Origin of the sequence: Pseudoalteromonas sp. Scap25 (genome assembly GCF_013394125.1) — a bacterium.
Lineage (GTDB): Bacteria > Pseudomonadota > Gammaproteobacteria > Enterobacterales > Alteromonadaceae > Pseudoalteromonas.
The window spans coordinates 1,809,746-1,835,565 of sequence record NZ_CP041327.1; the positions used below are offsets into that span (position 1 = coordinate 1,809,746).

15 protein-coding genes are annotated in these 25,820 nt (G+C 39.0%); 1 reads left to right on the top strand and 14 read right to left on the bottom strand.

Going from position 1 to position 25,820, the window contains the following annotated elements:
* Nucleotides 1–29: 29 nt before the first annotated feature.
* Nucleotides 30–2,297, bottom strand: a complete 2,268-nt coding sequence (locus FLM54_RS08325; RefSeq protein WP_178956139.1) for a DNA internalization-related competence protein ComEC/Rec2 — start codon at nt 2,295–2,297, stop codon at nt 30–32.
* Here FLM54_RS08325 and FLM54_RS08330 point away from each other — a divergent pair.
* The gene (locus tag FLM54_RS08330; RefSeq protein WP_138606077.1) at nt 2,277–2,783 is read left to right on the top strand and encodes a DUF2062 domain-containing protein; all 507 of its coding nucleotides are present in this window, start codon (nt 2,277–2,279) and stop codon (nt 2,781–2,783) included. The genes FLM54_RS08325 and FLM54_RS08330 overlap by 21 nt on opposite strands.
* 94 nt (nt 2,784–2,877) lie before the next feature.
* On the opposite strand, the gene FLM54_RS08335 is transcribed toward FLM54_RS08330, so the two are convergent.
* The 13 genes from FLM54_RS08335 to pepN form a co-directional block, all read right to left on the bottom strand.
* Nucleotides 2,878–4,617 carry a DUF3466 family protein gene (locus tag FLM54_RS08335; RefSeq protein ID WP_178956140.1) on the bottom strand — a complete coding sequence of 580 codons (1,740 nt, stop codon included), beginning with the start codon at nt 4,615–4,617 and terminating at the stop codon, nt 2,878–2,880.
* Between the two features lie 11 nt (nt 4,618–4,628).
* A complete protein-coding gene (locus FLM54_RS08340; RefSeq protein WP_178956141.1) occupies nt 4,629–6,542 on the bottom strand; it encodes an ABC transporter ATP-binding protein in 1,914 nt (637 codons plus the stop codon).
* Nucleotides 6,543–6,557: 15 nt separating this feature from the next.
* A complete protein-coding gene (locus FLM54_RS08345; RefSeq protein ID WP_008112065.1) occupies nt 6,558–6,797 on the bottom strand; it encodes a glutaredoxin family protein in 240 nt (79 codons plus the stop codon).
* On the bottom strand, nt 6,790–8,907 hold the full coding sequence (gene rlmKL, locus FLM54_RS08350) for a bifunctional 23S rRNA (guanine(2069)-N(7))-methyltransferase RlmK/23S rRNA (guanine(2445)-N(2))-methyltransferase RlmL (protein ID WP_010390144.1): 2,118 nt from the start codon (nt 8,905–8,907) through the stop codon (nt 6,790–6,792). Before rlmKL ends, FLM54_RS08345 begins: the two co-directional genes overlap by 8 nt.
* Nucleotides 8,908–8,997: 90 nt before the next feature.
* Nucleotides 8,998–9,528: a cell division protein ZapC gene (locus FLM54_RS08355; RefSeq protein WP_054201007.1), complete on the bottom strand. Its 531-nt coding sequence runs from the start codon at nt 9,526–9,528 to the stop codon at nt 8,998–9,000.
* Nucleotides 9,529–9,658: 130 nt separating this feature from the next.
* On the bottom strand, nt 9,659–10,669 hold the full coding sequence (pyrD, locus tag FLM54_RS08360) for a quinone-dependent dihydroorotate dehydrogenase (protein ID WP_010390146.1): 1,011 nt from the start codon (nt 10,667–10,669) through the stop codon (nt 9,659–9,661).
* A gap of 105 nt (nt 10,670–10,774) precedes the next feature.
* Entirely contained in the window at nt 10,775–15,616 is a 4,842-nt protein-coding gene (locus FLM54_RS08365) for an NAD-glutamate dehydrogenase (protein ID WP_138606067.1), read from the bottom strand.
* A 210-nt stretch (nt 15,617–15,826) separates the two neighbouring features.
* Nucleotides 15,827–18,148 carry an efflux RND transporter permease subunit gene (locus FLM54_RS08370; RefSeq protein ID WP_010390150.1) on the bottom strand — a complete coding sequence of 774 codons (2,322 nt, stop codon included), beginning with the start codon at nt 18,146–18,148 and terminating at the stop codon, nt 15,827–15,829.
* The gene (locus FLM54_RS08375; RefSeq protein WP_178956142.1) at nt 18,148–19,143 is read right to left on the bottom strand and encodes a YCF48-related protein; all 996 of its coding nucleotides are present in this window, start codon (nt 19,141–19,143) and stop codon (nt 18,148–18,150) included. The genes FLM54_RS08370 and FLM54_RS08375 overlap by 1 nt, the downstream gene beginning before the upstream one ends.
* A gap of 124 nt (nt 19,144–19,267) precedes the next feature.
* Nucleotides 19,268–20,632, bottom strand: coding sequence for a DUF1329 domain-containing protein (locus FLM54_RS08380; RefSeq protein ID WP_010390152.1), 1,365 nt, complete (start codon nt 20,630–20,632; stop codon nt 19,268–19,270).
* A 13-nt stretch (nt 20,633–20,645) separates the two neighbouring features.
* On the bottom strand, nt 20,646–22,742 hold the full coding sequence (locus FLM54_RS08385) for a DUF1302 domain-containing protein (protein WP_138606061.1): 2,097 nt from the start codon (nt 22,740–22,742) through the stop codon (nt 20,646–20,648).
* A 250-nt stretch (nt 22,743–22,992) separates the two neighbouring features.
* Nucleotides 22,993–23,214, bottom strand: a complete 222-nt coding sequence (locus FLM54_RS08390; RefSeq protein WP_138606059.1) for a DUF2835 domain-containing protein — start codon at nt 23,212–23,214, stop codon at nt 22,993–22,995.
* Between the two features lie 3 nt (nt 23,215–23,217).
* Nucleotides 23,218–25,812: an aminopeptidase N gene (gene pepN, locus FLM54_RS08395; protein WP_178956143.1), complete on the bottom strand. Its 2,595-nt coding sequence runs from the start codon at nt 25,810–25,812 to the stop codon at nt 23,218–23,220.
* Nucleotides 25,813–25,820: the final 8 nt, after the last annotated feature.

Consider the following 25,820-nt stretch of genomic DNA (forward strand, 5'->3'; position numbering starts at 1 on the left):
TGTATCCTTAGCAACAGCAAAACAAAACGTCAATCTTTGATAAACCAATAACTTTCCGCCCCTCTTGCGGTACTCAGCTCTAAGTGTTTAGCATAAAAATTAACCCGAATTTGTCCTACATCACCGGTGCTATATTGTTTGGCGTTTATTTTATTGTAACGCTTAACTACCGCTTTACTTGGAAATTGCCACTGGCCTTGATACGCACTTGAATGAATCACGAATGTTGGGTTTACGGCCTTGATAAACTCAACACTGGAGGAGCTATCACTGCCGTGATGAGGACTTAACAAAACGGTACTTTGTAAATCACGCCCTCGTTTAATTAATTTAGACTCCCTCGCCTTTGATATATCACCAGTGAGAAGCACACTATGGTTGGCACTTGAGATTTTAACGACACAGGAATTATCATTACTGTTATTAAACTCCTCTTTTGCAAAGGTTTGAATACTCAAACCTTGAAAGTATATTTTTGTCGCTATGCAGTCTTTATATACACCACCTGGATGAAAATAATCAAAGCTCCATGCATAACCGGCTTTTTTAAAGTGCGCAGCGCCTCCTGAATGGTCGTTATCTTGATGGCTTACAATCGAGTTAGTTACTGTTAGGTTATGAGCATTAATATAGGGTAGTAAAACACTAGTGACACGACTAAAGCGATTAAAATAACTCGGGCCAAAATCATAAATAAACGCATGTTTATCTTTTTCTATCAGTACCATTAAACCGTGGCCTACATCAAATACGTTTAACTGCCAAAGGCTGGTTTGCGTAAAGTAATAGTTAAAAAGCAAAGTCAAAATCGGAATGCAGGCTAGTAAGCGAAGCTCAATAAAATAAAGTAAGGGTACAACACTATAAAGCAGCACCACGGTGGTCATACTTATCTGTCCGACATTAAGCCAACGTACCTGCTGAGGTATTGCCTGCAGCATTTGGTAAAAATAGGCCAATGGAAAATCATATAATACGATAAATGCGTACCAATCGGTTAATAATCCCAGTAACACACTTAAAAATAAAGCAGGCATTAATACAAAAGATAAAATGGGAATAGCGACTAGATTTAAAACTAAACCCGCTAAACTCACACCATTAAAAAAGTATAATGACAAGGGTAATAAGCCAATAAATAATCCCAGTTGAATAATAAATAATGTTCGTATATTGGCTAGTAATGAGTTACCCCGAAGCGGAAATTGCTTTAAAACAATAAAAATAATACATACTGCTAAAAACGAAAAGTAAAGCCCTGGGTTTAATACACTAAATGGGTTAATCGCTAAAATAATGACCAGTGCGAATAAAATACTGCGCCACCTCAATGACTGCTTTGCCAAATAATAAAGTAGCAAATAACAGCCCAACATAATTAAAGCGCGGGTTGCAGAAATGATAAAATCACTTAAATAAACATAAATAAAAGCTACAACAAAACCAACAGCGCTATAAACAATAGAAACATTTAATGCTTGATTTAGTTCAGGTTTAACCAACTTAAGACAAAACCGTGTGACAAAATAACAAAAACCAAACACTAGAGAGATATGTAACCCAGAAATGGCTAATAAATGACTTAACCCAAGACTCTGCATTAACTCTTTATGCTCGAATGTCATTAAAGACTTATCGCCAGTTAACAACGTATAATAGAGCCAATTAAGCTCAGCATTATTTACCAACTTTTTGACATAAACTCTATAGGCTGAAACGGCATTACTTTTTTGAGAGCTTTTAATATTAAGCTGTTTATTGAGCACCGTACCTTTAAACGCTATCTTTTGTGTAAAAGCATAAAGCTGATTATCAAAAACAGTAAAATTCTTAATGGATCTATAGTTTTTAAGTCTCACTTGAGCATTAAAAGCATCACCAGAATGAATTGGTTGTGCAAAATTGATACTTAATAAGGCATAAGGTGCCCTAAAGTGACTATATTCACTGTCTTCCAAACGCGTTAATTTAACTTTTACATATTGGGGAGGTGTAGCAGAAATAACCTCTTCTACAACAACATCGACTGAATAAGCATATTTTTTGTGCTGTTCAGGTAACTCAAATGAATAAAACAAGATAAAATGTGCTGCTACGCAGCAAATACCGCAAATAAAGCCTAACAATACAGTTAAAAACGGCTTAAAATACGTGCTCACAATGAGGATTGAAATTGTGATAATTGTAAATTCAAGGGTTTGATAATAAAACACGGTAATAACGACACCGACAACAAATCCAAGACTCATCCACACAGACGTAAATGGTTGCTTTAAATGGCTAAAAAAACGATCCAACGGTTTTTACCTGATCCAAATAAAATTAGACATCACAAATCACTAAAAATATTTGGTCGTCTTTTGCATGATGCTAACCTTTGGCATTTAAATCGACGCTCAGCACGCGGTGCTTTTGCCGTTGGACTTTTCTTTGCATTCATCCCTGTTCCTTTTCAAATGGTGCTAGCCGCTGCCGCAGCCATAATCTTAAGAGTTAATTTGCCTATATCAGTTGCTTTAGTGTGGATCACTAACCCACTTACAATGCCACCTATCTTTTACGGCTCGTACTTGGTTGGTACATTAGTGCTAAATCAACCTGAGCAACATTTTGCGTTTGAAGCAAGTTGGGCATGGTTTATAGAAAGTTTAACGACAATTGGCCCCGCTTTTTTAGTGGGTTCGCTTGTGTGTGCATCTATTGCCAGTGTTATTGGCTATTTTGGTATTGACTTGATTTGGCGCCGCTCAGTAAGAAAAGCTTGGATATCTAGAAATAACTAGCGCCTACTTCTCCATAAAGGGCTGCTCTTTACCTTAATATAGACAAAAAAAAACCAACTTAACAAGTTGGTTTTTTATAAACGAATAGTATTACCTAGAAACGAAAAACGCGTCTTAATCCAACTAATGGCAGCAATAGTAAACCAAACCATGAGAAACTGGCTGAGCTACGTTCATAAAACTCTGTATCTGGAGCTTTACAGTTTTCAACTTCACCATTAGCAATCGGTGAAAGTTTTACCGCAACAGCAACACTTTCATATTGAATATTGCCATTAATATCAGTTACAACTTCGCCTCGTGAATTTAACTTTTCAACCGTTTTAGTTGCTACACCAAATACCTCATTGTTTTCGTTGATTGATTTCGCTTCTACCATTTTATAACTAAAACTAGTCTCACCATCACTGTCAAAACAAGGTAGTAAACTATTTAGGTTTGTGATTTTGTCATCGCCAATTTTATAAAGAAAGGCTTCTGAGCGTCTTGTGCTGGCTGTATCACCAACCTCACCCTCACCTACGATGTAACCTTGGTTATTAATGTCATTCGCGTATGAGTTTGAGCTAGTAAAATAATCTTCAGGAAATACGGTCGTATTAGTATTTATATTATGATGAAAGAACTTGGCGATTAAACTACCTTCAATACCTTTTGAAGCATAACCAACCACAATGTCATTATCATTTATCGCGAATGCTTTACCAGCTTGCCAATCATCTTGCTGGTTTATAAAATCAACCACTTCACCGTCTTTAAAATAAGTTGGCATAGTTAAAATTGTCGAATCTCTGTCAAAATAACGAGTGTTCGAAAAACCGACCGCTACATCATTTTTATTAACCGCTAATGCATTACTAATAAAAGGATTAGTGTCCTCATCTTCTTCTGGAGTAAGCGCTAAACCCAACAGCTCTGTTGAAGTCACATTATAGGCACTATCTAGAGTCCATTTAACCGCTGTTTTATTGAATAAACCACGCGTACTTCGACTGTTAAGTGATTCAATACAGGCCATTACCGGTTCATCAAGGCCATCACAATTATCAGTAATTGTGGTTTGTCTCTCAGCAGGAATACTGACCGATACATTACCAACAACAATGTAACCTGTGTCAGTGGCAACAATATCAGATGCTTTACTAGTCCCACCGTGTTCAGTAAATTCTGGAACAAACGGCACTTCAACACCATCTGCAGATATTAAAATCCCACGTTCTATGAAGTCACGGGTAAACCACGTTTCTTCCTCTGTTTCGCCATCTGGTGTAAAACTCACTTTATCAAAAGGAGCACTGCCCCAGCCAACAGTCGTTCCGTCTTCTGCAACGCCATTATAAAAATTACTTGTCGAGCGGGTCAGACCGTCGTAATCAACAGAAGCGATATCAAATAAAGGCTGCTCAGTTATTACACCACTATTATAATTTGTAGCAATAATTGAACTGATTTTTTGATACTCAAAGTTAGATGACAAGTTTGATAAAAAACGAACCATAAAAGTATGCGCATCAGCATTAGTGTAAATCGCATCGTTATTTTCTATGTCATCAAGCGTAAAGGTTATTTCTTTGTCAATTTCTTTAAACCTTGCCACTTCCGCGTCGTAAGCACTATTGATTGAACTTTCTGTAAAATCAATATAACTAATATCAATAGGTAGGTTGTATAAGCCATTAGCAACGCCAATGACATGGCCACTTTCACTCACATCAGTAACATATGTATGTTTTGCAGCTTCAAAGTCACCTAATTCGGTTAACTGGTACGTTGCACTCAATGCTGATGTACTCAGTGTAGCCAAAACACTGGCCGCGAGTAATTTATATTTCATTTTATTCCTTACTACTGATTCTTTAATTCTTCAAGTTCTTCCCAACGCTCAAAAGCGGCTTCAAGGTCAGACTCAAGTTGGGCTAAATGGTTCAATTCCTTGGCTGTTATATCACTGTCTTGCTTGAAAAAATCTTCATGACTTACTCGTTCTTGTTGTTTTTCAAGTTCAGCTTCAAGTTGCTCCATTTTATTAGGTAGTTGCTCTAGTTCAAGTTTTAATTTGTAAGAGAGTTTATTTGCTTTGTTATTGCTTTTAACTGGCGTTGGCTCTGTTTTTTCAACTTTTTTGACTGGCTGCTTTTGCAACTCTTTGTTCTGCTCCGCCAAATAGTTGGTATACGCTTCATAATCACTGTAGCCACCAACTATATCAGTGACTTTGCCGTTACCTTCAAATGCCCAAACACTCGAACAGGTATTATCAATAAACTCTCGGTCGTGGCTTACTATAAGCACAGTACCTTGATATTGGTTAATAATATCCTCAAGGAGCTCTAATGTTTCTATATCTAAGTCATTGGTAGGCTCATCGAGCACTAATATATTTGAAGGTTTCAAAAATAACTTGGCTAATAACAACCTGTTTTTCTCACCACCTGAAAGTGCTTTTACCGGTGTACGAGCACGTGCTGGCGGAAATAAAAAGTCTTGTAAATAGCCTAACACGTGACGTGAGCGTCCGCCCATCATCACTTCTTGCTTTCCTTCCGCAACGTTATCTTGAACGGTCGCTTCTTCATCAAGCTTCTCACGGTACTGATCGAAATATGCAAACTCTAAGTTAACACCTTGCTTTATTTCACCACTGTCTGCTTTTAAATCACCAAACAACAATTTTAATAGCGTTGTTTTACCAATACCATTAGGCCCCACCAAACCAATACGATCGCCACGCATCACTAAGGTAGAGAAATCATCAGCTATCACTTTGTCTTTAAATGCATGATTTAAGTGTTTAGCTTCAAATACTAGTTTACCTGAACGATCAGCTGTTTCGATATTGAAATCAGTTTTACCAACTTGTTCCACACGTTGTTTACGTTCATTACGTAATTGTTTCAGCTCACGAACACGGCCTTCATTACGGGTTCGACGGGCTTTAACACCTTGGCGGATCCACGCTTCTTCTTCCGCTAAGCGTTTATCAAACAATGCATTTTGTGTTTCTTCTACTTTTAAATCATGCGCTTTTTGTTCTAAGTAAGTTGCATAATCACCAGGATAAGAAATTAGTTTACCGCGATCTAAATCTAAAATACGTGTAGCAACAGCTCGAATAAATGCACGGTCATGCGATATAAATACAATACCGCCTTTAAATTCTTTTAGGAATTGCTCTAACCACATTACACTTGTCATATCCAAGTGGTTAGTAGGCTCATCGAGCAGTAATAAATCAGGCTCACTCACTAAAGCACGCGCTAATGCAACTTTACGTAACCAACCACCAGAAAGCGACTCAAGTTTCGCATCAGGAGTTAGCTCTAATTGAGTAAGTACAAGCTGAATTCGGCTATCAAAACGCCAGCCATCTGCCGCCTCTAATTTATTAGATAAACGCTCTAATTTATTTAATAGTTGATCAGTGCAATCTGTTTGCAATTGTGTGCTTACATGATGAAAATCAATAAGTAAGTTAGCAATTTCGGGCATTCCTTGGGCAACGTAATCAAATACAGTGCCACTTGCCCCTTTAGGTGGATCTTGCTCTAAACGCGATATTTTTAAACTACCAACTTGGTTTATTTCGCCATCATCAAGTATTACTTGACCGTCGAGTACTTTTAAAAGCGTTGATTTACCTGCACCATTGCGACCTACAATACACACACGTTCGCCACTTTCGATTACTGCATCTGCATTATCAAGTAATGGGTGTGTACCGTAAGCTAATTGTGCTTTTGAAATTCTAATTAAATCCATAGTTAATCTTTACTCTTATTCTGCTTGCGCTAAAAACTGCTGCGCCTGAGGTGCAGTAAAAGGCCAAAATAATTGTTGGCCTTGTTGATTTTTTAAAACCGGAATGCTTATTTGATACTCTAAAATTAATGCGTCATCGCTCATAATATCAATAAGTTGTAATTCATCGGTTGATGAAAGTAACGGTTTTAACAGCTGCTCTGCTTGCTCGCACAAGTGGCAGCCGTCGGTGTGATATAAAATCCACTTAGCCATGTTTAATTAACCAGCTATTATGAATTTTTTTATTTCGTTTAAAGTCAGGAGATAAGGTTTTTTCAGAAATATTTTCTGCTTTTAACCCTAACCCCATCAAGCCAACTTCATCCATTACAAAACCGCGTTTATTATTAGAGAATATTAGCGTACCCGATGGGCTCAATATTTTTTTAACCCAAGTTAACAGCTTAATGTGGTCGTTTTGCACATCAAACGCGTCTTTCATTCGTTTAGAATTTGAAAAAGTAGGCGGATCTAAAAAGATCAGGTCATACTGCCCTTGTGCATACTCTAGCCATTTTAAACAATCTGCTTGCTCAAAACGATAACGTGTATTGCTAATATCGTTAAGCGCAAAGTTATCTTGACCCCACTTTAAGTAGGTTTTAGATAAATCAACGGTAGTAATCGCTTTTGCGCCACCAATGGCTGCATGAACTGAGGCGGTTCCTGTGTATGCAAACAGGTTCAAAAAGCGCTTATCTTTTGCGTTTTCTTGAATGTAACGACGTGCAAGGCGATGATCTAAAAATAGCCCCGTGTCTAAGTAGTCAAATAAATTAACTTTAAACTTAGCACCAAACTCTTCTACTACCATGGTTCTATTTTGCTTAGCCATGGGTGTATATTGCTCTTCACCCTTTTGCTTTTTACGTACTTTTACAGCAATGTTTTCAGGTGCAATATCAAGTTGTTGTGCTGTCAAGCTAATAACATCTTGTAAACGCTTCTCAGAGGTTTTTTCATCAATCTCTTTCGGTGCTGCGTATTCAAAAATAACCGCTGAATCACCATAAATATCAACCGCAACGTTGTATTCAGGAATATCTGCATCGTAAACACGATACGCATGGACTTGATTTTGCTTAAGCCAATTTTTTAAGCCTTGCTTGTTCTTTTTCAGGCGATTAGCAAATGCCATCGAGCCTTCGAAGTTTAAAGCGGGTTTGTCATCAGAGGTAAGGCTGACTTGCTTGTCATCAAGCTGATACAGGTTTAATTCAACATCAAGGGGGCCATTTTTAAATTTATAGCGTTTTTGCTTCACTAATTTAAGTAATTTAAACAGGCTTTCATCCATGCCCAGTAGAGCGAGTTTCCAATGATTAAAGTGCTTTTTAAAACCAACACCTAAGCTACGATGCAGGTTTACAAGTTCAGCCATAGAACCAATACGCTCACCATAAGGTAAGTTAGAAATAACAACACCCGGCAATTTTGCAACGCTCGTCAGTTTTGTCGCATCGCTTTGCTTAAATTTAATCACCGTATCAAGCTCTGCACGCTGCGCATTAGCAATCGCTTTATCAAGTACTTGTGCATCGTAATCATGGCCAATTAACCATAATTTAGGATCAGTAATATTCGCTAAAAGTTGCTCTTTAAGTTCTTTGAATTTTGCCACTCTAAAGCTAGGTAAACGCTCAAACGCGAATCCTTCACGGAATAATCCAGGCGCTTCATTACGTGCCATTCCAGCCGCTTCTATTAAAATAGTGCCGGCACCACAACATGGATCGAATAGTGGTTGATTGACATTTTCGAGCCAGCCACTACGTTTTATTATTGCCGCAGCTAAATGCTCTTTTATGGGTGCTTTGCCTTGACCTTGACGGTAACCACGCTCTGATAAACGCGGCCCTGAGTAATCAATATAAAGTGAAACGCCATGACGATTTAAACGTGCAACCACTCGCACATTGGCATCTTGCTTATCTACATTTGGTCGCTGTTCAAATAAATCGTTAAAGTAATCAACAATCGCATCTTTAATTACTAAACCAGAAAACTGGGTATTTTTAAGTGAATCGTTTGTGCCATTAAAATCAACAGCAAAAGTTTGTGTTGGGCCAAACCATTCTTGCCAAGGTTGTAAGCGTGCAAATTTGTACAAGCTGTCTTTGTCATTTACGCCTTCTTTTTCTTCAATAAGCATAAGTACACGCGTAGCAAAGCGTGTAGATAAACACACTTTTTGCGCTAGCAATGAGTCAGCCTCAAAGCGAACAGAACCCACAGTTTGCTTTGACACCGTAGCGCCAAGTTCTGTAAGTTCATCAACCAATAAATTTTCGATTCCGATAGAAGTAAGTGCGATAAATTGCAAAGTAAAAACCCTTAATAGCTAATTGCGCGGGATTATAACATAGGTTTGCGTACAAATACGCCTTAAACAAGCCTCAAAGACTAAATTAGGCTAAGCTGTTTGGCTATCGTACTGTGAGGTAATTAAGGGGTGAACTCGGTTGTTTAAAACGCGGATAACTTCAAACTGGGCAAGTGATAGATTGTCATCTAGTGCAAAGGTTTCGCTTAAATTAATGCACACAGAAGCATCTGGACAATGCTCTATAATTAAAAACTCGCCAGTTTGTGATTCTGAGCTTAAATTAATAACCGCTTCAGTACTAGGTGTACTACCAGTATACGGTTTGAAAAACCAACTTTTTGCCAACACTGGTTTTAATTGAAATTTAACTGCCGTTGCATTGAGCGCTATTTGGCATAACTGGGCAGGATTCCATAAATTAAACTGCGCAAGGTAATAATAAACTTGCTCATAAAAGGCTGCATCTTCAAGGCTGAAGTATGGGTTTTCAAAAGCACAATCGGTGAGCTGTCTAAGCTTATAAGGTGTACAAAGTTGCATATCGTCATTTAAATCAAGCAGTAAGCGGTTTTTTTCAGCACACGCTATCCACTGCCATTGCTTTGACGCTTGTAACATTTGCTCCTCCCTACTTAGTACTTAAAAAATAAAATAAGACAATAAGCTTAGAGTATAGCTGCTTTTGACCATTTTTAAAACGTCTTTTTAGAACATTTATCGAACGATCAAAAGCTTACATAACTGATCCTTATAAGTCGTTAATGATCGACTTGACCAATTGCGGTCCTTTGTATATGAAACCGGTATAAACTTGAACTAAATCTGCACCCGCATTAAATTTTTCTTTTGCTGATTTAGCATCATCAATACCACCCACACCAATAATAGGTAACTGATTGTTTGTTAAACGCTTGAGTTCAGAAACAACATGGGTGGAACGCTCCCTAACTGGCGCTCCTGATAAACCGCCTGCCTCATCAGCATACTGCTGACCTTGCACTAAGCTACGCTCTAAGGTGGTATTTGTGGCTATAACACCATCAATTTTATTATTTAACAGTGACTCGCTCACTTGTTCAATTTGAATTGGATCTAGGTCTGGCGCAATTTTCACCAACATAGGCACATGCTTATTATGCTTGGCAATTAAATCAAGCTGTTCGTTTTTCAAGCTTTGTAATAAGTCATCTAATGCTGCGCCATATTGCAGGTCTCGTAAGCCAGGGGTATTGGGTGATGAAATATTTACAGTGATGTATGATGCATGCTCAAACACTTTACGCATACAGTGAATGTAATCATCTTTACCCTGCTCATTTGGTGTATCTTTATTTTTACCAATATTGATACCTAAAATACCATCGTATTTAGCTGCTTTAACATTGTTAACTAAATTATCAACACCTTTGTTATTAAAGCCCATACGATTAATAATTGCATTTGACTGCGGCAACCTGAATATCCGCGGCTTATCGTTCCCCGCTTGAGGACGCGGTGTTACTGTACCCACTTCTACAAAGCCAAAACCCATTTGAGCGAATGCCTCAATACACTCCGCATTTTTATCAAGACCTGCAGCAAGCCCTACTGGGTTTTTAAATTCGAGGCCTAAAAAGTTCACTGGTTTATTTGCCACGCTTTGTGACCATGCAGCACTTAATGGCGTGTTAGCAAAGCGACGTAAGTTATTAAGAGCAAAATCATGGGCCCACTCCGCATCACGGGTAAACATAAAACGGCGAGCTAAATCGTAGAACATGAATATAATCCTCTTAAAATTGTAGACAAAAAAATACCTCAGACAAGGCTGAGGTATTATATAACAAAAACTGTTTAACGATTAGTTTTAATCATTAGCAGTTTGTTACTTTGCTGATGTATCACAATTGTGACCGAGTAACATGAGCTCTCTTAATGCCACTGAGAACTTAGCAAAATCGTGACTTTGCGATGTTTTAAACTCTGTCAACATTTGCTTCCAACGTTGAAGTAACAGATCTTGACTATCCATCCATTGTTCAATTTGACCATCTACATCACTGCTTTCACCTTCAAAGCTGTTTAATACCACTTCTGACAAGGTGCGTTGCTGCCAATCTAACTCTTCACGATATGATGCACGCGCTAATGCCTGCCAATGGTTAGAAACCGGTTGATTAGTGATTTGATCTAAGAACCAATGTAGTCCCATTTGCGCACCTAATTTAAAGTAAGTGTGCGACACCATATCGATTTTACGATTAGAGTTTTGAGCAATTTGCGTTAAATCCATTACCGAGAACAAGCTTGATAACGACACAATGCGCTGTGCGATATCTGTAGGTACACCGCTTTGTGTTAGTTCTTCACGGGCACTTACAATACGATCGCTTTCTGTTTTAACGATGTATTTAGTTAAGTTTTCACTTAAATCGGCAAATGTTGGTGAGAAAATTTCAATCGCTTGCTCAATTGATTGTGCTTTGGTGCGATGACGAAGGAACCAACGTGTAGCGCGACGAACTGTACGACGTAACTGGTATAACATTTCTGTTTGTACGTTCGATGGTATTTTATTATCTAAATCACTAATAGATAACCATGTTTCACGCATTTGGAAAATTTCACTTGCGATTGAATAACACAATGCAATTTCAGCTTCGTTTGCACCGGTTTCTTCATTCATTCGCACCATAAAGTTTAAGCCCATATCATTAACAATATTATTTGCTAACTTAGTGGCAATAATCTCTTTGCGTAGTGGATGATTATCCATAGCATCATTAAACTTCTCACGTAATGGGCGCGGGAATGATTTAACTAATAACTGACGGTAATATGGATTCTCAGTAATTTCATCCGTTACCAAAGACTCTTTTAGCACCATTTTCGCGTAAGAAACTAGTACAGATAGCTCAGGGCGTGTTAAATCTTTACCTGCAGCGGCGCGCTCTGCTAACTCTTCATCTGTAGGAATAAACTCAATTGCACGGTCTAGCTTACCGTCTTTTTCAAGTGCATGAATAAAGCGAATTTTTTCTTTAAGCGTTGAGGTCCCTTTAGATTGAGTGATCGACAAAGTGTGCGTTTGACGATAACAATCTTTAAGTACTAATTCAGACACTTCATCGGTCATTGAGTAAAGTAACTCATCACGTTGCTTACGCGTTAAGTCGCCTTCAGCAACTAAACCATTGAGTAAAATTTTAATATTTACTTCGTTATCTGAACACGCAACCCCGCCCACGTTATCGATGAAGTCAGTATTTACACGACCGCCTTGAGCTGCAAATTCAATACGACCTAATTGGGTTGCACCTAAGTTACCGCCTTCGCCAAATATTTTAGCACCAAGATCTTTACCGTTAATACGCAAGGCATCATTGGCACGGTCCCCTACATCGGCATCCGTTTCTTTCGAATGCTTGATGTAGGTCCCTATACCACCATTCCAAAGTAAATCATGATCCATCATTAATGATGCTTTGATCAATTCATTCGGTGTCATGCTGGCTTTTTTAGTGCCTAACATTTTTTTCATCTCAGGGGTCAGCGTAATCGACTTAGCAGCACGCGAGAAAATACCACCGCCGCTTGAAATTAGCTCTTTATTGTAATCTTCCCATGATGAACGTGGTAAATTAAATAAACGTTCGCGCTCTGGATAAGAAGCCGCTGCATCTGGATTTGGATCAACAAAAATATGTAGATGGTTAAACGCCACTTGCAAACGAATGTGCTTTGATAACAACATACCATTACCAAATACATCACCGGCCATATCCCCGATAGCAACTGCTGTAAAATCTGTGGTTTGACAGTTAATATCCATTTCACGGAAATGACGTTTTACAGACTCCCAAGCGCCACGAGCTGTAATACCCATCTTCTTATGGTCATAACCTACAGAACCACCTGATGCAAACGCATCACCTAGCCAGAAGTTATATTCGTTTGCGATACCATTGGCAATATCAGAGAATGTTGCAGTGCCTTTATCCGCTGCTACTACTAGGTACGCATCGTCTTCATCATGGCGTGTAACATCAACAGCAGGTACAATTTCACCACGGTCAATATTATCTGTGATATCTAATAAACCACGAATGAAGATTTTATAACATTCTTGGCCTTCTTTAATAAACGCTTCACGTTCACTAGGTAGTTGTTTACATACAAATCCACCTTTTGAGCCTACCGGCACAATCACGGTATTTTTCACTTGTTGCGCTTTAACTAAGCCAAGTACTTCTGTACGGAAATCTTCACGACGATCTGACCAACGCAATCCACCACGGGCAACTTTACCAAAGCGTAAATGCACACCTTCAACACGTGGAGAATAAACAAATATCTCAAACGCTGGTACAGGTAGTGGGACTTCTGGAATTAAACTTGGCTGAATTTTAAGTGAGATGTAAGACTTAAATTTGCCTTCAGCATCTTTTTGGAAGTAGTTAGTACGTAATGTAGCAACAATCATATCAACGTATAAACGGATAATACGATCATCATCAAGGTTCGCTACGTTTTCTAACTCTGCATAAATTTCTAAGCCTAGTTTTTCAAGTGTTTTAGCACTTGCAGGGCTTTTTACAGAGAACTTTTTAGAGAATAAGTTAACAATTTTAGCGGCAATATGCGGGTAATTTGCAAAGGTACTTTCAATATACGTTTGCGAGAAAGTAACCCCTATTTGGCGCATGTATTTTGCGTATGCACGTAAAATTGATGATTCACGACCCGTTAAACCACCCATTAACACTAGACGGTTAAAGCCATCGTTTTCTAAACGGTTTGCCCATACACTGGTTAATGCAGCGCGAAAACGTGCAGAGATCTTATCAAAATCAGCCATCCCTTTGCTGTCAATTAGCATAGAGAAATCCATGACCCAATTTACGCCACCATCACTAGTTTTAACCGAGTATGGCGTTTCACCTACAACACGTAGACCAAAGTTTTCAAGCATTGGCATAACATCAGATAAATGAATTGGCTCATCTTTATGGAATAAGCTTAAACGCACAATATTGCTGCTTGCTTCTTCTTGTGGGCGATAGAACAACATTTCTAACTTGTTATCATCGCTTAGCATTTCTAGCTTTTCAATATCGACCACTGCAGCGCTAGGTAATACTTCTTCTTTGTATGAGCGTGCAAAGGCATTGCAATATTTACGGTTTAATTCATTACCACGGGCCTCACCAGCAGATTCAAGTAAGGCTGATTGTAATTTATCTTCCCAAGTACGAGCGGCTTCTATTAGGTTGTTTTCTATGTCTTTCACGTTAAATTCAATATTGTTGTCGGTCACACGAACAGTGTAATGGGTACGCGCCAGTGTAGACTCAGAGAAATAGGTAGTAAATTCGACTTTAACGTCAGAATTAAATGCGTTGGCTAAAATAGCCTGCGTTTCGCGACGAAGCGCTGTGTTATAACGCTCTCGAGGTACATAAACCATGCATGATAAAAAACGACCATATGCATCTTTACGAACAAATAAACGACACATGTCGCGTTCTTGTATTTGCAATACGCCCATGGCAACTTCAAGTAACTCATTCTCTCGAGCTTGAACCAGTTCGTCACGTGGGTAAGTTTCTAATATATTTAATACGGCTTTGTATGCATGTGTCCCTTTAGCGAAGTCACACATATCCATAATACGATTAATTTTACTTTTAAGAACCGGTACATCAGCAGCGCTATTGTTGTAAAAGTTTGATGAAAACAAACCGATGAAACGATCTTCACCAATAACATTGCCTTTGTCATCAAAACGTTTTACACCCACATAATCTATGTAAGCTGGACGGTGAACGCGAGACAATGAATTAGTTTTAGTTAAAATTAATAGGTTGCTACTGCGTGCCTCTTGGCGCGCCACTTCAGGTAACTCAGAAAGCAAACGTGTATGCTCAGCATCAGAGTTTTTCATTAACCCTAAGCTGGTATCCATTTTACCCTTTAATTGATAGTCGCCCTGAACTGGTGAAAGTTCATATTGGCGATAACCCATTAATGTGAAATTGTCTTTCACTAACCAATCTAAAAATTCAACGGTTTCATTTATTTCGTTATCACTTTTATCTTTATGGCTTTTAGGCAAGCTTTTGCTTACCGCGATTAATTTTTCGCGAATAGGCTGCCAATCTTCAACCGCAATCGATACATCAACGAGTACTGATTCAAGTTCTTTTTTGAAAGACTCAATAACAGTTGCATCTGTTTGACGGTCAATTTCTATGAAGAATACAGTTTTTGTTGATGTTGATTCTTGCTCTGCTTTTAAGCTTGATAACCCTGATATTTTATCGTTCTTATCACGTTGAATTTTCAGCGGGCTATGAAGAAGTAAATGAGAGGCAATGTTTTCTCGTGTCATGGCCATTCGTACAGAGTCCACTAAAAACGGCATGTCTTTAGCAATGATCTCTACAATGGTATGTGATGACTGCCAGCCATCTTTAGCCACTTCAGGGTTGAAAACGCGAATAACTGCGTCATCTGATGTATTTTTTTCTAGCGAATTCCAAAGGCTGAGTGCAGCACCATATAAGTCACTGTCGTTGCGATTTGCCAAATCCTCTTTAGACATATTGCTGTACAAGGCTTTGGCGAATTTCTCAACGAGTAACACATTATCAGCGCGAACTTTTTTCTGGATAAGCTTACAGACGTTATCTAAAATAACCGAGGCTTGGCCTTCATTTCGTGTCATTGTATGTTCCTTAATCTATCACTGCTAGTTTAGCAGAATATTTGTACAGCCATTTATTAGCGTGGAGTCAGTTAAATTCTAACCCTTTTAAAACTAATAAACAGCCTTTTCGATGAAAACATTTTAAGCATTTCAGCTATTTGGTCATCTATTCACAAAATATAGATATAAATGGCCATTACTGGCCATTTAGGAGCAAATTTATTCACCTTATTTTTTCTGGTCAGTCCAGAGCAAGCTGCCAATTGCAGGTAAAAGTAACACTGCACCCAACATATTTACTAAAAACATGAAGGTAAGCAGAATTCCCATATCAACTTGGAACTTCAAATCAGAAAAAATCCACGTACTAACACCAATTGCTAACGTAATACCGGTAAATAACACCGCACTCCCACGTTCAACTAATGCATTACGATAAGCAATACTCAGTGGCACGTTTTGTTTTAACTGCCCCATCATTGATGACAAAATATAAATACCGTAATCAACACCAATACCTACACCCAAAGCAATTACTGGTAAAGTTGAAACAGTTAGACCAATCTCAAGTTGTACCATAAGTGCTTGTGCAAGGGTTGATACTATGTACAAAGGTAATACCACTGCAATAGTTGCTTTTACGCTCTTAAAACTTAGTAAGCATAAAATAATCACCGCACCATAAACATAGAGCATCATAGGGATTTGTGCAGCTGAAACAGACTCGTTAGTTGCTGCCATTACACCTACAGGGCCTGATGCCAATTTGAAAGCAAGTTTATCTGTGCCCTCTTCTACAGCAAATTGTTTTACTTTTGCAATGACGTTATCAATAGTTTGTGCTTTGTGATCATCTAAAAATATAATCACGGGCATTACTGAACAATCACCGTTTAATAACCCTGTGCTGGTTTCAACGCGAGAGGTTGACTGCACCAAACTGGCAGAATTGCGCGGCAAACTTTGCCATTTTAAATTGCCCTCGTTATAACCGGCATTAACTGACTGTGCCACAGAACTTAGGCTGACCGCTGATTGTACACCGGCTAAATTTTCAACTTTATATTGAAAGCGTGATATACGCTCCATGACGTCATGCTCGGTACACGCTGCAGGGTAAGCCTCTACAATGACTTTAAGAATATCAGATGAAATTGTGTATTTGTCCGATATTAAGAAAGTATCTTGGTTGTAACGTGCATCTTGGTGCAAGGATGGTGCTCCTGCATGTAAATCACCAATACGCATTTTATCTGCTTGCCAATAGCCCAGTGCAAATAAAACCAAAGTGAAACCAATAATAATTTTTGCCGTTTTTGGATCGGTTGCTTTAACTAATAAATCGCGCATTGCATCAAGTATGTTCGGTTTATTAGCATCACCTGATTGAATATGGATGCTGTTTTCAAAGCGCATATACGATGCCCACACTGGCAACAAAATCAGATTAGTAAATATAATCACTGCCACACCTAAACTCGCTGTAATAGCAAGTTCACGAATAATACCGATATCAATGGTTAATAGGGTTAAAAAGCCAACCGTATCAGATAACAACGCAATCCCGCCAGGTACAAGTAAAGCTCTAAAGCTTGATTGGCAACATATTGCTGTAGACTTACCTTCAGCAACCTTTTTACCAATGGCGTTAATCATCTGCACACCGTGGCTTACGCCAATAGCGAACACTAAAAATGGCACTAAGATAGACATAGGATCAAGACCAAAGCCTAAACTAGAAAGCAATCCTAACTGCCAAATTACCGCAATAATTGAACACACAATCGGTAAAATAGTGAGTTTTAAGCTGCCACAAAATAGCCATACCATGACAAAAGTAAACGCAATTGCAATGGCAAAAAATAATACAACCCCTTTTGCGCCCTCGGCTATATCGCCGGCCATTTTTGCAAAACCAATAATATGAATACTGATTTTTTCGGTACTTAGAGGCTCACGAATTTCGCTTTCTAATTTTTTTGCAAAAGCGAGAGTGTCTAATTTTTCTTGTGTTTGCGGATCAGTCTCTAACAGTTGGGCGGTGACCATGGCACACGAATAATCGCTTGCTATCATACGACCCACTACTTTGGCCTTTTCAATGTTCTCTTTAACAATTCCTAAGCCTTGCTTATCGGCTTTAAAGTTGGCTGGTATAATAGGCCCGCCAGCAAAGCCGTCTTCAACAACTTCAACAAAGCGCGCACTAGGTGAAAATATTGAATTTACTAAAGGACGATTTACTCCTGGAATAAAGTAAAGTTGGTCATGTACGGCTTTTAATTGAGTAAAAAATTCAGGATTAAAAATATCACCACTGTCATCACATACTGAAATTAAAATACTATTAGCGCCACCAAACTGTTTCTCATGTTTGGTGTACACCTTCATATAATCATGGTTAAGCGGAATATTTTTATTAAATGACGCGTCGAGCTGAATTTGCGTTGCTTTAAAAACCAATAAACAGGTGATCAACACAAAACTTATGAGCACCACTAAGCGGTGTCTAAAAATCGCTTTTTCTAAAAAATCTAAAATTGCTTGCATTAAGGGGTCAACTCCTTCACTTTAATGCCGTTTTCTGTTGTCATGATCAGTTTATCTTTAACAATCACGCCATCAAGAATCGCTTTACCATCAGCCAACTGCTCGTAAGACAACACATCATCTTTAAGCTGAAAAATAACACCGCTATTAGCCAATAATAGCCATTGTTTATTGTTATAATTAATGATGCTATTTACAGTAGCTGTTTTATCATTGTCTAAGTGCTGCCACTGCTGACTATCGGTTTTATTTATAAAAATATTACCGCGTAACCCTGCAACAATTTGTTGCGATGAATCTGAAGCAAAACCAAAAAATGAACCAGGGTAAATCTCATCTAAACGTTGCCATGTTTGGCCATCGTCATCACTTTTTGCCATTAAGCCCATCTCACCGACCAACATTAAACCCGAACTAGTCGGTTCAATGCGATTAAAGTGAGGTAATATAGACGAGGTTTCTATTTCGTAACCCTCAGGATCTGTTTGTTTTAAGTCATTTAAATAATCTCTATCTTCACTAAATAACAGCGAATCTAAAAAGCGTTTTTGCCAATGTTTTCCGCCATCACTTGTTTGATAAAACATACCGTAAGCGCCAACAGCATAGCCATTTAAGTCATCTTTAAAATAAATATCTAGACAGGGTTTATCTAAGCTTGGTTTTGCTTGTTGTAACTGCCAATTTTCACCACCATCGGTGGTATTAATAATTGTGGCGTCATGTCCACATGCCCAGCCATTAGAATCATTAGTAAATTCAACCGCTGTTAGTAATACTTGTGTAGGTACCGATTTCGCTTGTTGCCAATCGCTACCATCAATACTTTTAATGACCGTCCCATGTTTACCTACAGCAATAAGTCCTGCTGAAGTTTGGGTAATATCGGTAAGGAGTGTTTTATCAGCATTAATTGCGCTAATCGCACTTTGAGGTGCGTCTTGTGCAAAACTCGCACCGCTTAGGATCAGGCTGGCATAGACCAAATACTTCATAAATTAAATTCGCCTTGAACTGAGGATTTGTTTGTCTGTTATAAAGAGGAAAACCTGTGCGTTAATAGACAAACGCGATGTGAAAGAAAAAAGGCACCTAGGAAACTAGGTGCCTGCTTTTATACTATCTGCCAGCGCGACGTAAAGCGCTCGATGTAAACTCATTGTCATTAAATGACTGAGAAAAGTCATACATCTTTTCTTGGTTATCTAGACCAATGGCTAAGTAGCGACGTGAATTAAGATCGTGGTATACCTCAAGCGTACTCCACTGTGTCGGTACTTCATAGTAGTTAAGACCATAAGCCATTGCTACACGATAAAGTTGGTCACGATTATCGTAAATATCGGTAACATGAACTTGCCAACTGTCTTCGTCAATGTAGAAAACACGTTTTTTGTAAATATGACGGGTGTCATCTTTTAAGTTTGCTTCAACAACCCATACGCGGTGTTTTTCGTAACGAGTATGCTCAGGGTTGATATGACCAGGCTTTAAAATATCATCATAAGTTAGCTTGTCGCTGTGAAGCTTGTAGCTATTGTATGGGATGTAAAGCTCTTGCTTACCTTTTAGCGTCCAGTTATAACGATTTGGCGAGCCGTTGAACATATCAAAATCATCAGTTGTACGTAAGCTATCTGCTGCTGTACCCGGTGCATCGTATGCTACATTAGGTGCACGACGCACACGGCGCTGACCTGAATTGTACGTCCACGCTTGGCGCGGCGTTAAAATTTGGTCCATAGTTTCATGCACCAATAACGCGGTCCCTGCTAAACGAGCTGGCTCTGTCACTTGCTGTTTAAACTTAAACAATATATTAGAATCTTGTAGTTCAGCCGGAGTAGCACTTGGATCTGAATATTTAACTAATAACTGCTCATCAAAACCAACATAGTTATATGAACCCGATGCCGTCGGTGCTGCCTGACCGCCAAAACGCTCAATAGACTGACCACGGTAACGAAGTAAATGGTTCCAAATTGCTTCTAAACCCGTTTTAGGGATTGGAAATGGAATACCAATAGCTGTACTTTTAATACCATTTCCGCCTTCAACTAATTCAGCAGACGTTGCAAACTTTTTGGTTGCATCGTACACAAATTGTGGAAAAGACGCAGAACGACGGGTTTCGTACACTGGCATTTTAAACGTATCTGGGTACGCTTCAAATAACGCGATTTGTCCTGGGCTTAAGTTTTCTTTGTATTTATCAATATTACTTTTATCAATAGTGAATAATACTTTATCGGTTGCATAAGGGTCTAAGTGGTGCATACCCGGTTCATAACCTGCTGGAGCAGCAGTAATACCGCCATTCCATGCTGGGATTGAGCCATCAGCATTCGCTGCTTTTTCCGCACCAATTGGACTTAAGTCTTTACCAAGGCGCGCAGCTTCTTCTGGGCTAATTTTAGCCAGCGCTGCGTGGCTTGCAAACAAACTACAAAACGCTGTAGCAATGAGGGTAGGTTTTTTAATCATAATAATGTTACCCCTAGATAGAATATTTTAAGTTAAAAGAAACGTAATCTCGGTCAGAGAAAGTGTTGGTGTCGCCACCACCCCAAAATGAGTTGTAACTTACATCCAAAGACCATGCATTTTGGTAATTAAAGCTCATGGTAGCACCTAGCGACTTACGATCTTCAATGAATAAGAACATTGGATCTGGCGTGTTACCATTTACATCATGAGAAAATACAAAACGTGGTGAGAAGTTAATACCATTGTAAAGGTTAAAGTAATCACCTTTAGCAATTAAGCGGTAGCCCCACGATGAAGCCGTAGCAAACGATTTTTGCTCAGGTCCATTAGATAATGCCATATGTAGTGAAGAGTAATCTGAACTACCAGGCCCCTGAATAACACCACTTCGGCCAGTACCAGAGACATTTAAACGGATCTCATCGTACTCGGGCATGTTATTAATACGAACACCACCAATTTCACCCACAACAGCCCAACTATCAGCGCCTAATGAAGGACCAAATAGATGTGTTGCCGTAAACTGTAATTGTGACGTATTGCGTTCGATATAACCTTTGGCTAACTCGCCTGGCCCAACAACACTTGCATCATCGCCTTTACTCATTTGCGAAATACCTGCAAACTCAGGGCGTAAACCAGCAATAGCTAACTGCTCAGGCATCGCAGCGTAAAGTAGCTCTACGTCATCGATTTGCAGCGGTTCGTCTTCACGAAAAGTAAACTCACCCGCAAAAGCAGTTTCACCAAGCGAGGTGTTAAAGCTTAAACCGTAAAGTTTAATATCTTCAGGGTATTCGTTAGTTGCTTTAGCAAATGCTTTTAAATCGGATACGTTATCAGAGGTAATTTCAGTACTTGCAATCATCGCTAAATCTTGTTGAATTGATGCTTGCGTAAAGTTTGATACGCGACCCGAAATAAGCGGACGACGATTATGGTAATTTACGTGATAAAGCGCTACTTCGGTATCATTCCACTCTGGTAAAAACATACCGAGTCGTAAGCCGTATTGGCCGCCATCATCTGGCTCTGTTTTGCCATCATAGCCTTTACCTTTGAGGGCAACCTTGGTCGGGTGTGTCAAGTACATATTAGCTAATAGCTGTTGACCTGCAGCACTTGATGGATCAATTCCCTGACTTGCAGCTACTTGAGAGTGAGTCGCTATCAAGTTATTTAAACTATTTGTTAAAAATGCTAAATCAATATCAGGATTTGAAGTAAAACCTAGCTGTACATTTTGTTGATAACCGTTTTCTGCAGCAAAATCATTGGTAGAAAAATAAGTCCCTGCTGCCGGTAGACGAGTTTCATGCCACTGGTATTGGTAAAAACCTTCTAAGGTGATGTTTTCTGTAAGCCCTAACGATGCCCACAACATACCAACCGGAATAAACGCTTCTTTTAGCTCAGCACCTGGTGCTTTTAAACGGTCTATATCAACCGGATTAACGTTAATACCATGAGAAATTAACGTACTTTCACCCCAGTTTACTACTTGTTGGCCAACACGAATTGAAAGCGGGTTATTACCATCGTTTAAATCAAAGTTCGCCCATACGTAGGCGTCAAGTAAACGAAGGTCGGCACAACTTTGCTCTTTAGTATCATCGTCATCACAAGGGTCTACACCTTGCCCTGATGTTGGATTAACATAAGCACGATCGCCGTCCATTAATTCAAAATCGTAAAAATACATAAAACGGGTAAATAAGCCGTAGTTATCTTTACTTATTGATAAGTCATGCGTGCCTTTTAATAGCTTTGAGAAAGACTCACCGCTATCAAAATTTAAACCGCCCGCGTCACCGTTGTTTGAGTAGGACCCTGGTTGAGCCCAGACATCTTGGGATGAATAAATCGTATTGAGTGCTGGGTTGTAACCCGTCCAATCAAATGATGGATTATTACTCTTACCAATCATATCAAAATTTCGGTCTTCTACCCGAATACTCTGACCATATGAAAAGGTAGAATCGAAGGCGATATCAAAACCACCCACCTCAAATGTTGCAGCCTGTGTCTGTGCTGCAGTTAAACCCATAGCCGCAGCTGTTAAGCCAAGTGCTATTTTATTTTTAACAAAAAGCGATCTTCTTATCATTTTGGTTCCCCCCTGTCGCGGGTATTTTTGTGTGATCAAGTTATTGTTTTTAGTGTAATCGTAACGATAGAAGCGAATCAAACAAATTACAAATGGCCGCCTTCAATCAGTTATATTTTTTATTTGTTCAACGTTTACGTATTGGTAAGACGTCATACCAGATAATTTATACACGTAAATTAACAATAGAACAAACCGAAATTAACAAAAAAGCAATATTAATATGTATTTATAACACAAAAAATGACTGCTAAGCTACTCGTTCGAGACGGATGAACTTGTTTTCATTACTTAAAATGAGTCTAAATCGACCACGGATACCTAGGCTAGAAATAAAAGGTCGAAGGTGATGAGCGGAAAAACGAATTGTTTTACCGCTATCAGCTGTCACTTGGATAGAGCTATACCGTCCATGGTAATAATCCATGCACTTTGTATAGCTCAAATGCATACTAAAGTAATGTTCTATCATGATTTATTGTAAGGCTTTTTCAACCTTTTCAAATAAGTCGTCGCTTAACCCTTCTAAGTTAGCTAATCGCTCTAGTTGGGCCCTCATTGCAGTTGCACGGGTTTCATCATAACGACGCCACGACATAAACGGCGTTAACATACGAGATGCATTTTGCGGATTAATCGCATTAAGCTTAATCAATAAATCGCCAAGTAATGTATAGCCCGTGCCATCTAAACGATGAAACTGTGCGGTATTAAAATGAGAAAAGCTGCCCACTAATGCACGTACTCGGTTTGGATTCGAAAAATCAAAGCAAGGATGCGAGTACAAGGCTTTTATTTTCTCGATAGCATCTTCAGCAGAGTTCATCGCTTGCAAAGCAAACCACTTATCCATTACTAATACATCATGGCGCCATTGAGCGTCAAAATGCTCGAGTAATTGATCCGACAATGGGTGAGCTGCTTTAACCACACTGCTTAACGCACCGAGTACATTGGTCATATTTGTTGAAGATGCAGCCTGCTCAATTAAACTTGCCGCCTCAACACTGTCGGTTTTTGCCAAATAGTGAAGGCACAGCTGTTTGAGCGCACGTATTGCTACCGCTTGGGCACTCACACTGCCATCATCGGTAATGGCTTGGTAACAGCTTAAAAATTCACTGTGCAATTGCGTGGCAATTTGTTGTTCAAATAACTCAATATTAGCCGTTATTTGATCTACCGGTATTATTTCAAATTCAGCAGCTAAGGTATCAAAACTTGGCAACTTCAACAGTTCAGCAACTAGCGCTAAATCGCCCTCACGCTGAGATAGCAATGCGCGAAGTGCATCAATCACATCTTCACTCAAAGGAGTCTTACTTGCTGAAGTAACATTGGCTTTAAGTGCGTTAATAAATAACTGCTGTTGTGCATCCCAGCGTGAAAAGTCGCTACGCGCAAAACGCATAATATGTAATAAATCCGCTTCACTAATAGATTGATTTAAAATACATGGGGCTGAAAAATCTTCGAGCAATACAGCGGTTGGGTTACTGTGAATATTATCAAAGTGAAATGTTTGCGAGCTATTTGTTACATCCAGTACATGATCAAGCTGCTTGCCTTGGTACTGTAATGCAATACTCTGCCCTTGAGAGTCTAAAAGCTCAATAGCAAAAGGAATATGTAACATTGCATTGTCAGGCTGATTCGCTGGCGTAAGCTGCTCTACGATAAGCGAAAACGTTTGCGCAGCTTCATCATACTTTTTAGTTACGTTCAGGCGAGGTGTACCACAATGGTTATACCAACGCTTAAATTGTGATAAATCAATGGATGATGCATCACTCATTGCTACAACAAAGTCATCACAGGTCACCGCTTGCCCATCATGGCGTTCAAAGTACAAAGACATGCCTTTTTGAAAGTTTTGCTCACCTAAAAGGGTATGCATCATGCGAATTACTTCTGCCCCTTTGTCGTATACAGTCACAGTGTAAAAGTTATTCATTTCAATTACCTTTTCTGGACGTATCGGATGAGCCATAGGGCCTGCATCTTCACTAAACTGATGAGTACGCATCACTTTTACAGCATCAATTCTATTAAGCGCACGAGAGCCTAAATCACTACTAAATTCTTGGTCACGAAATACCGTCAAGCCTTCTTTTAAAGACAATTGAAACCAGTCACGACAAGTTACACGATTTCCGGTCCAGTTATGAAAGTACTCGTGGCCAACAATAGACTCAATGGTGTGGTAATCTTTATCAGTTGCCGTTTCTTGATTTGCCAACACGCATTTACTGTTAAAAATATTTAACCCTTTATTTTCCATTGCTCCCATATTGAAAAAATCAACGGCAACAATCATATAAATATCAAGGTCGTACTCTAAATTAAAACGAGTTTCATCCCAAGCCATCGCTTTTTTTAGCGACGTCATGGCATGCTCTGTTTTTGGTAAATTTCCTTTATCAACAAATAACGCTAAGGTGACGTCTTTACCACTACGAGTTGTGTACTTGTCGTGTAAAACATCAAAGTCCCCTGCCACTAAAGCGAACAAGTAGCTTGGCTTTTTGAATGGGTCTTGCCATTTTACAAAATGACGTCCATCTTGCGTTTCACCGCTATCAACTTGATTACCATTTGAGAGTAAATGCGGGAATGTTGTATCTGCAATGATAGTAACATCAAAAGTTGAAAGGACATCAGGACGGTCCATATAATAGGTTATTTTTCTAAACCCTTGCGCTTCACATTGGGTACAGTAAGCCCCGCCAGATAAGTACAACCCCTCAAGTGAAGTATTGGTTTGTGGTGATGTTTGCGTCACTATGCTTAGCTGACATTCATCAGGTAAGTTATTAATGATTAATTGCTGATTTATAATTTTATAATCTGTGAGCTCTTCACCCTCTACCGACAAAGAGATCAAAGTTAAGTCTATGCCATCTAATACCAGTGGCGCATTTGAATCGCCAACGCGCTTAAGCGTTAATAAAGCATTTACTTGAGTTTTTAATGGCTGTAAATCAAATGTCAGCTCAGTGTGTTCGATTGAAAAATGAGGGGCTTGGTAGTCTTTTAGGTATTCTGCTTGAGGTTTTTGTAGTTCAGTCATGTTCACTC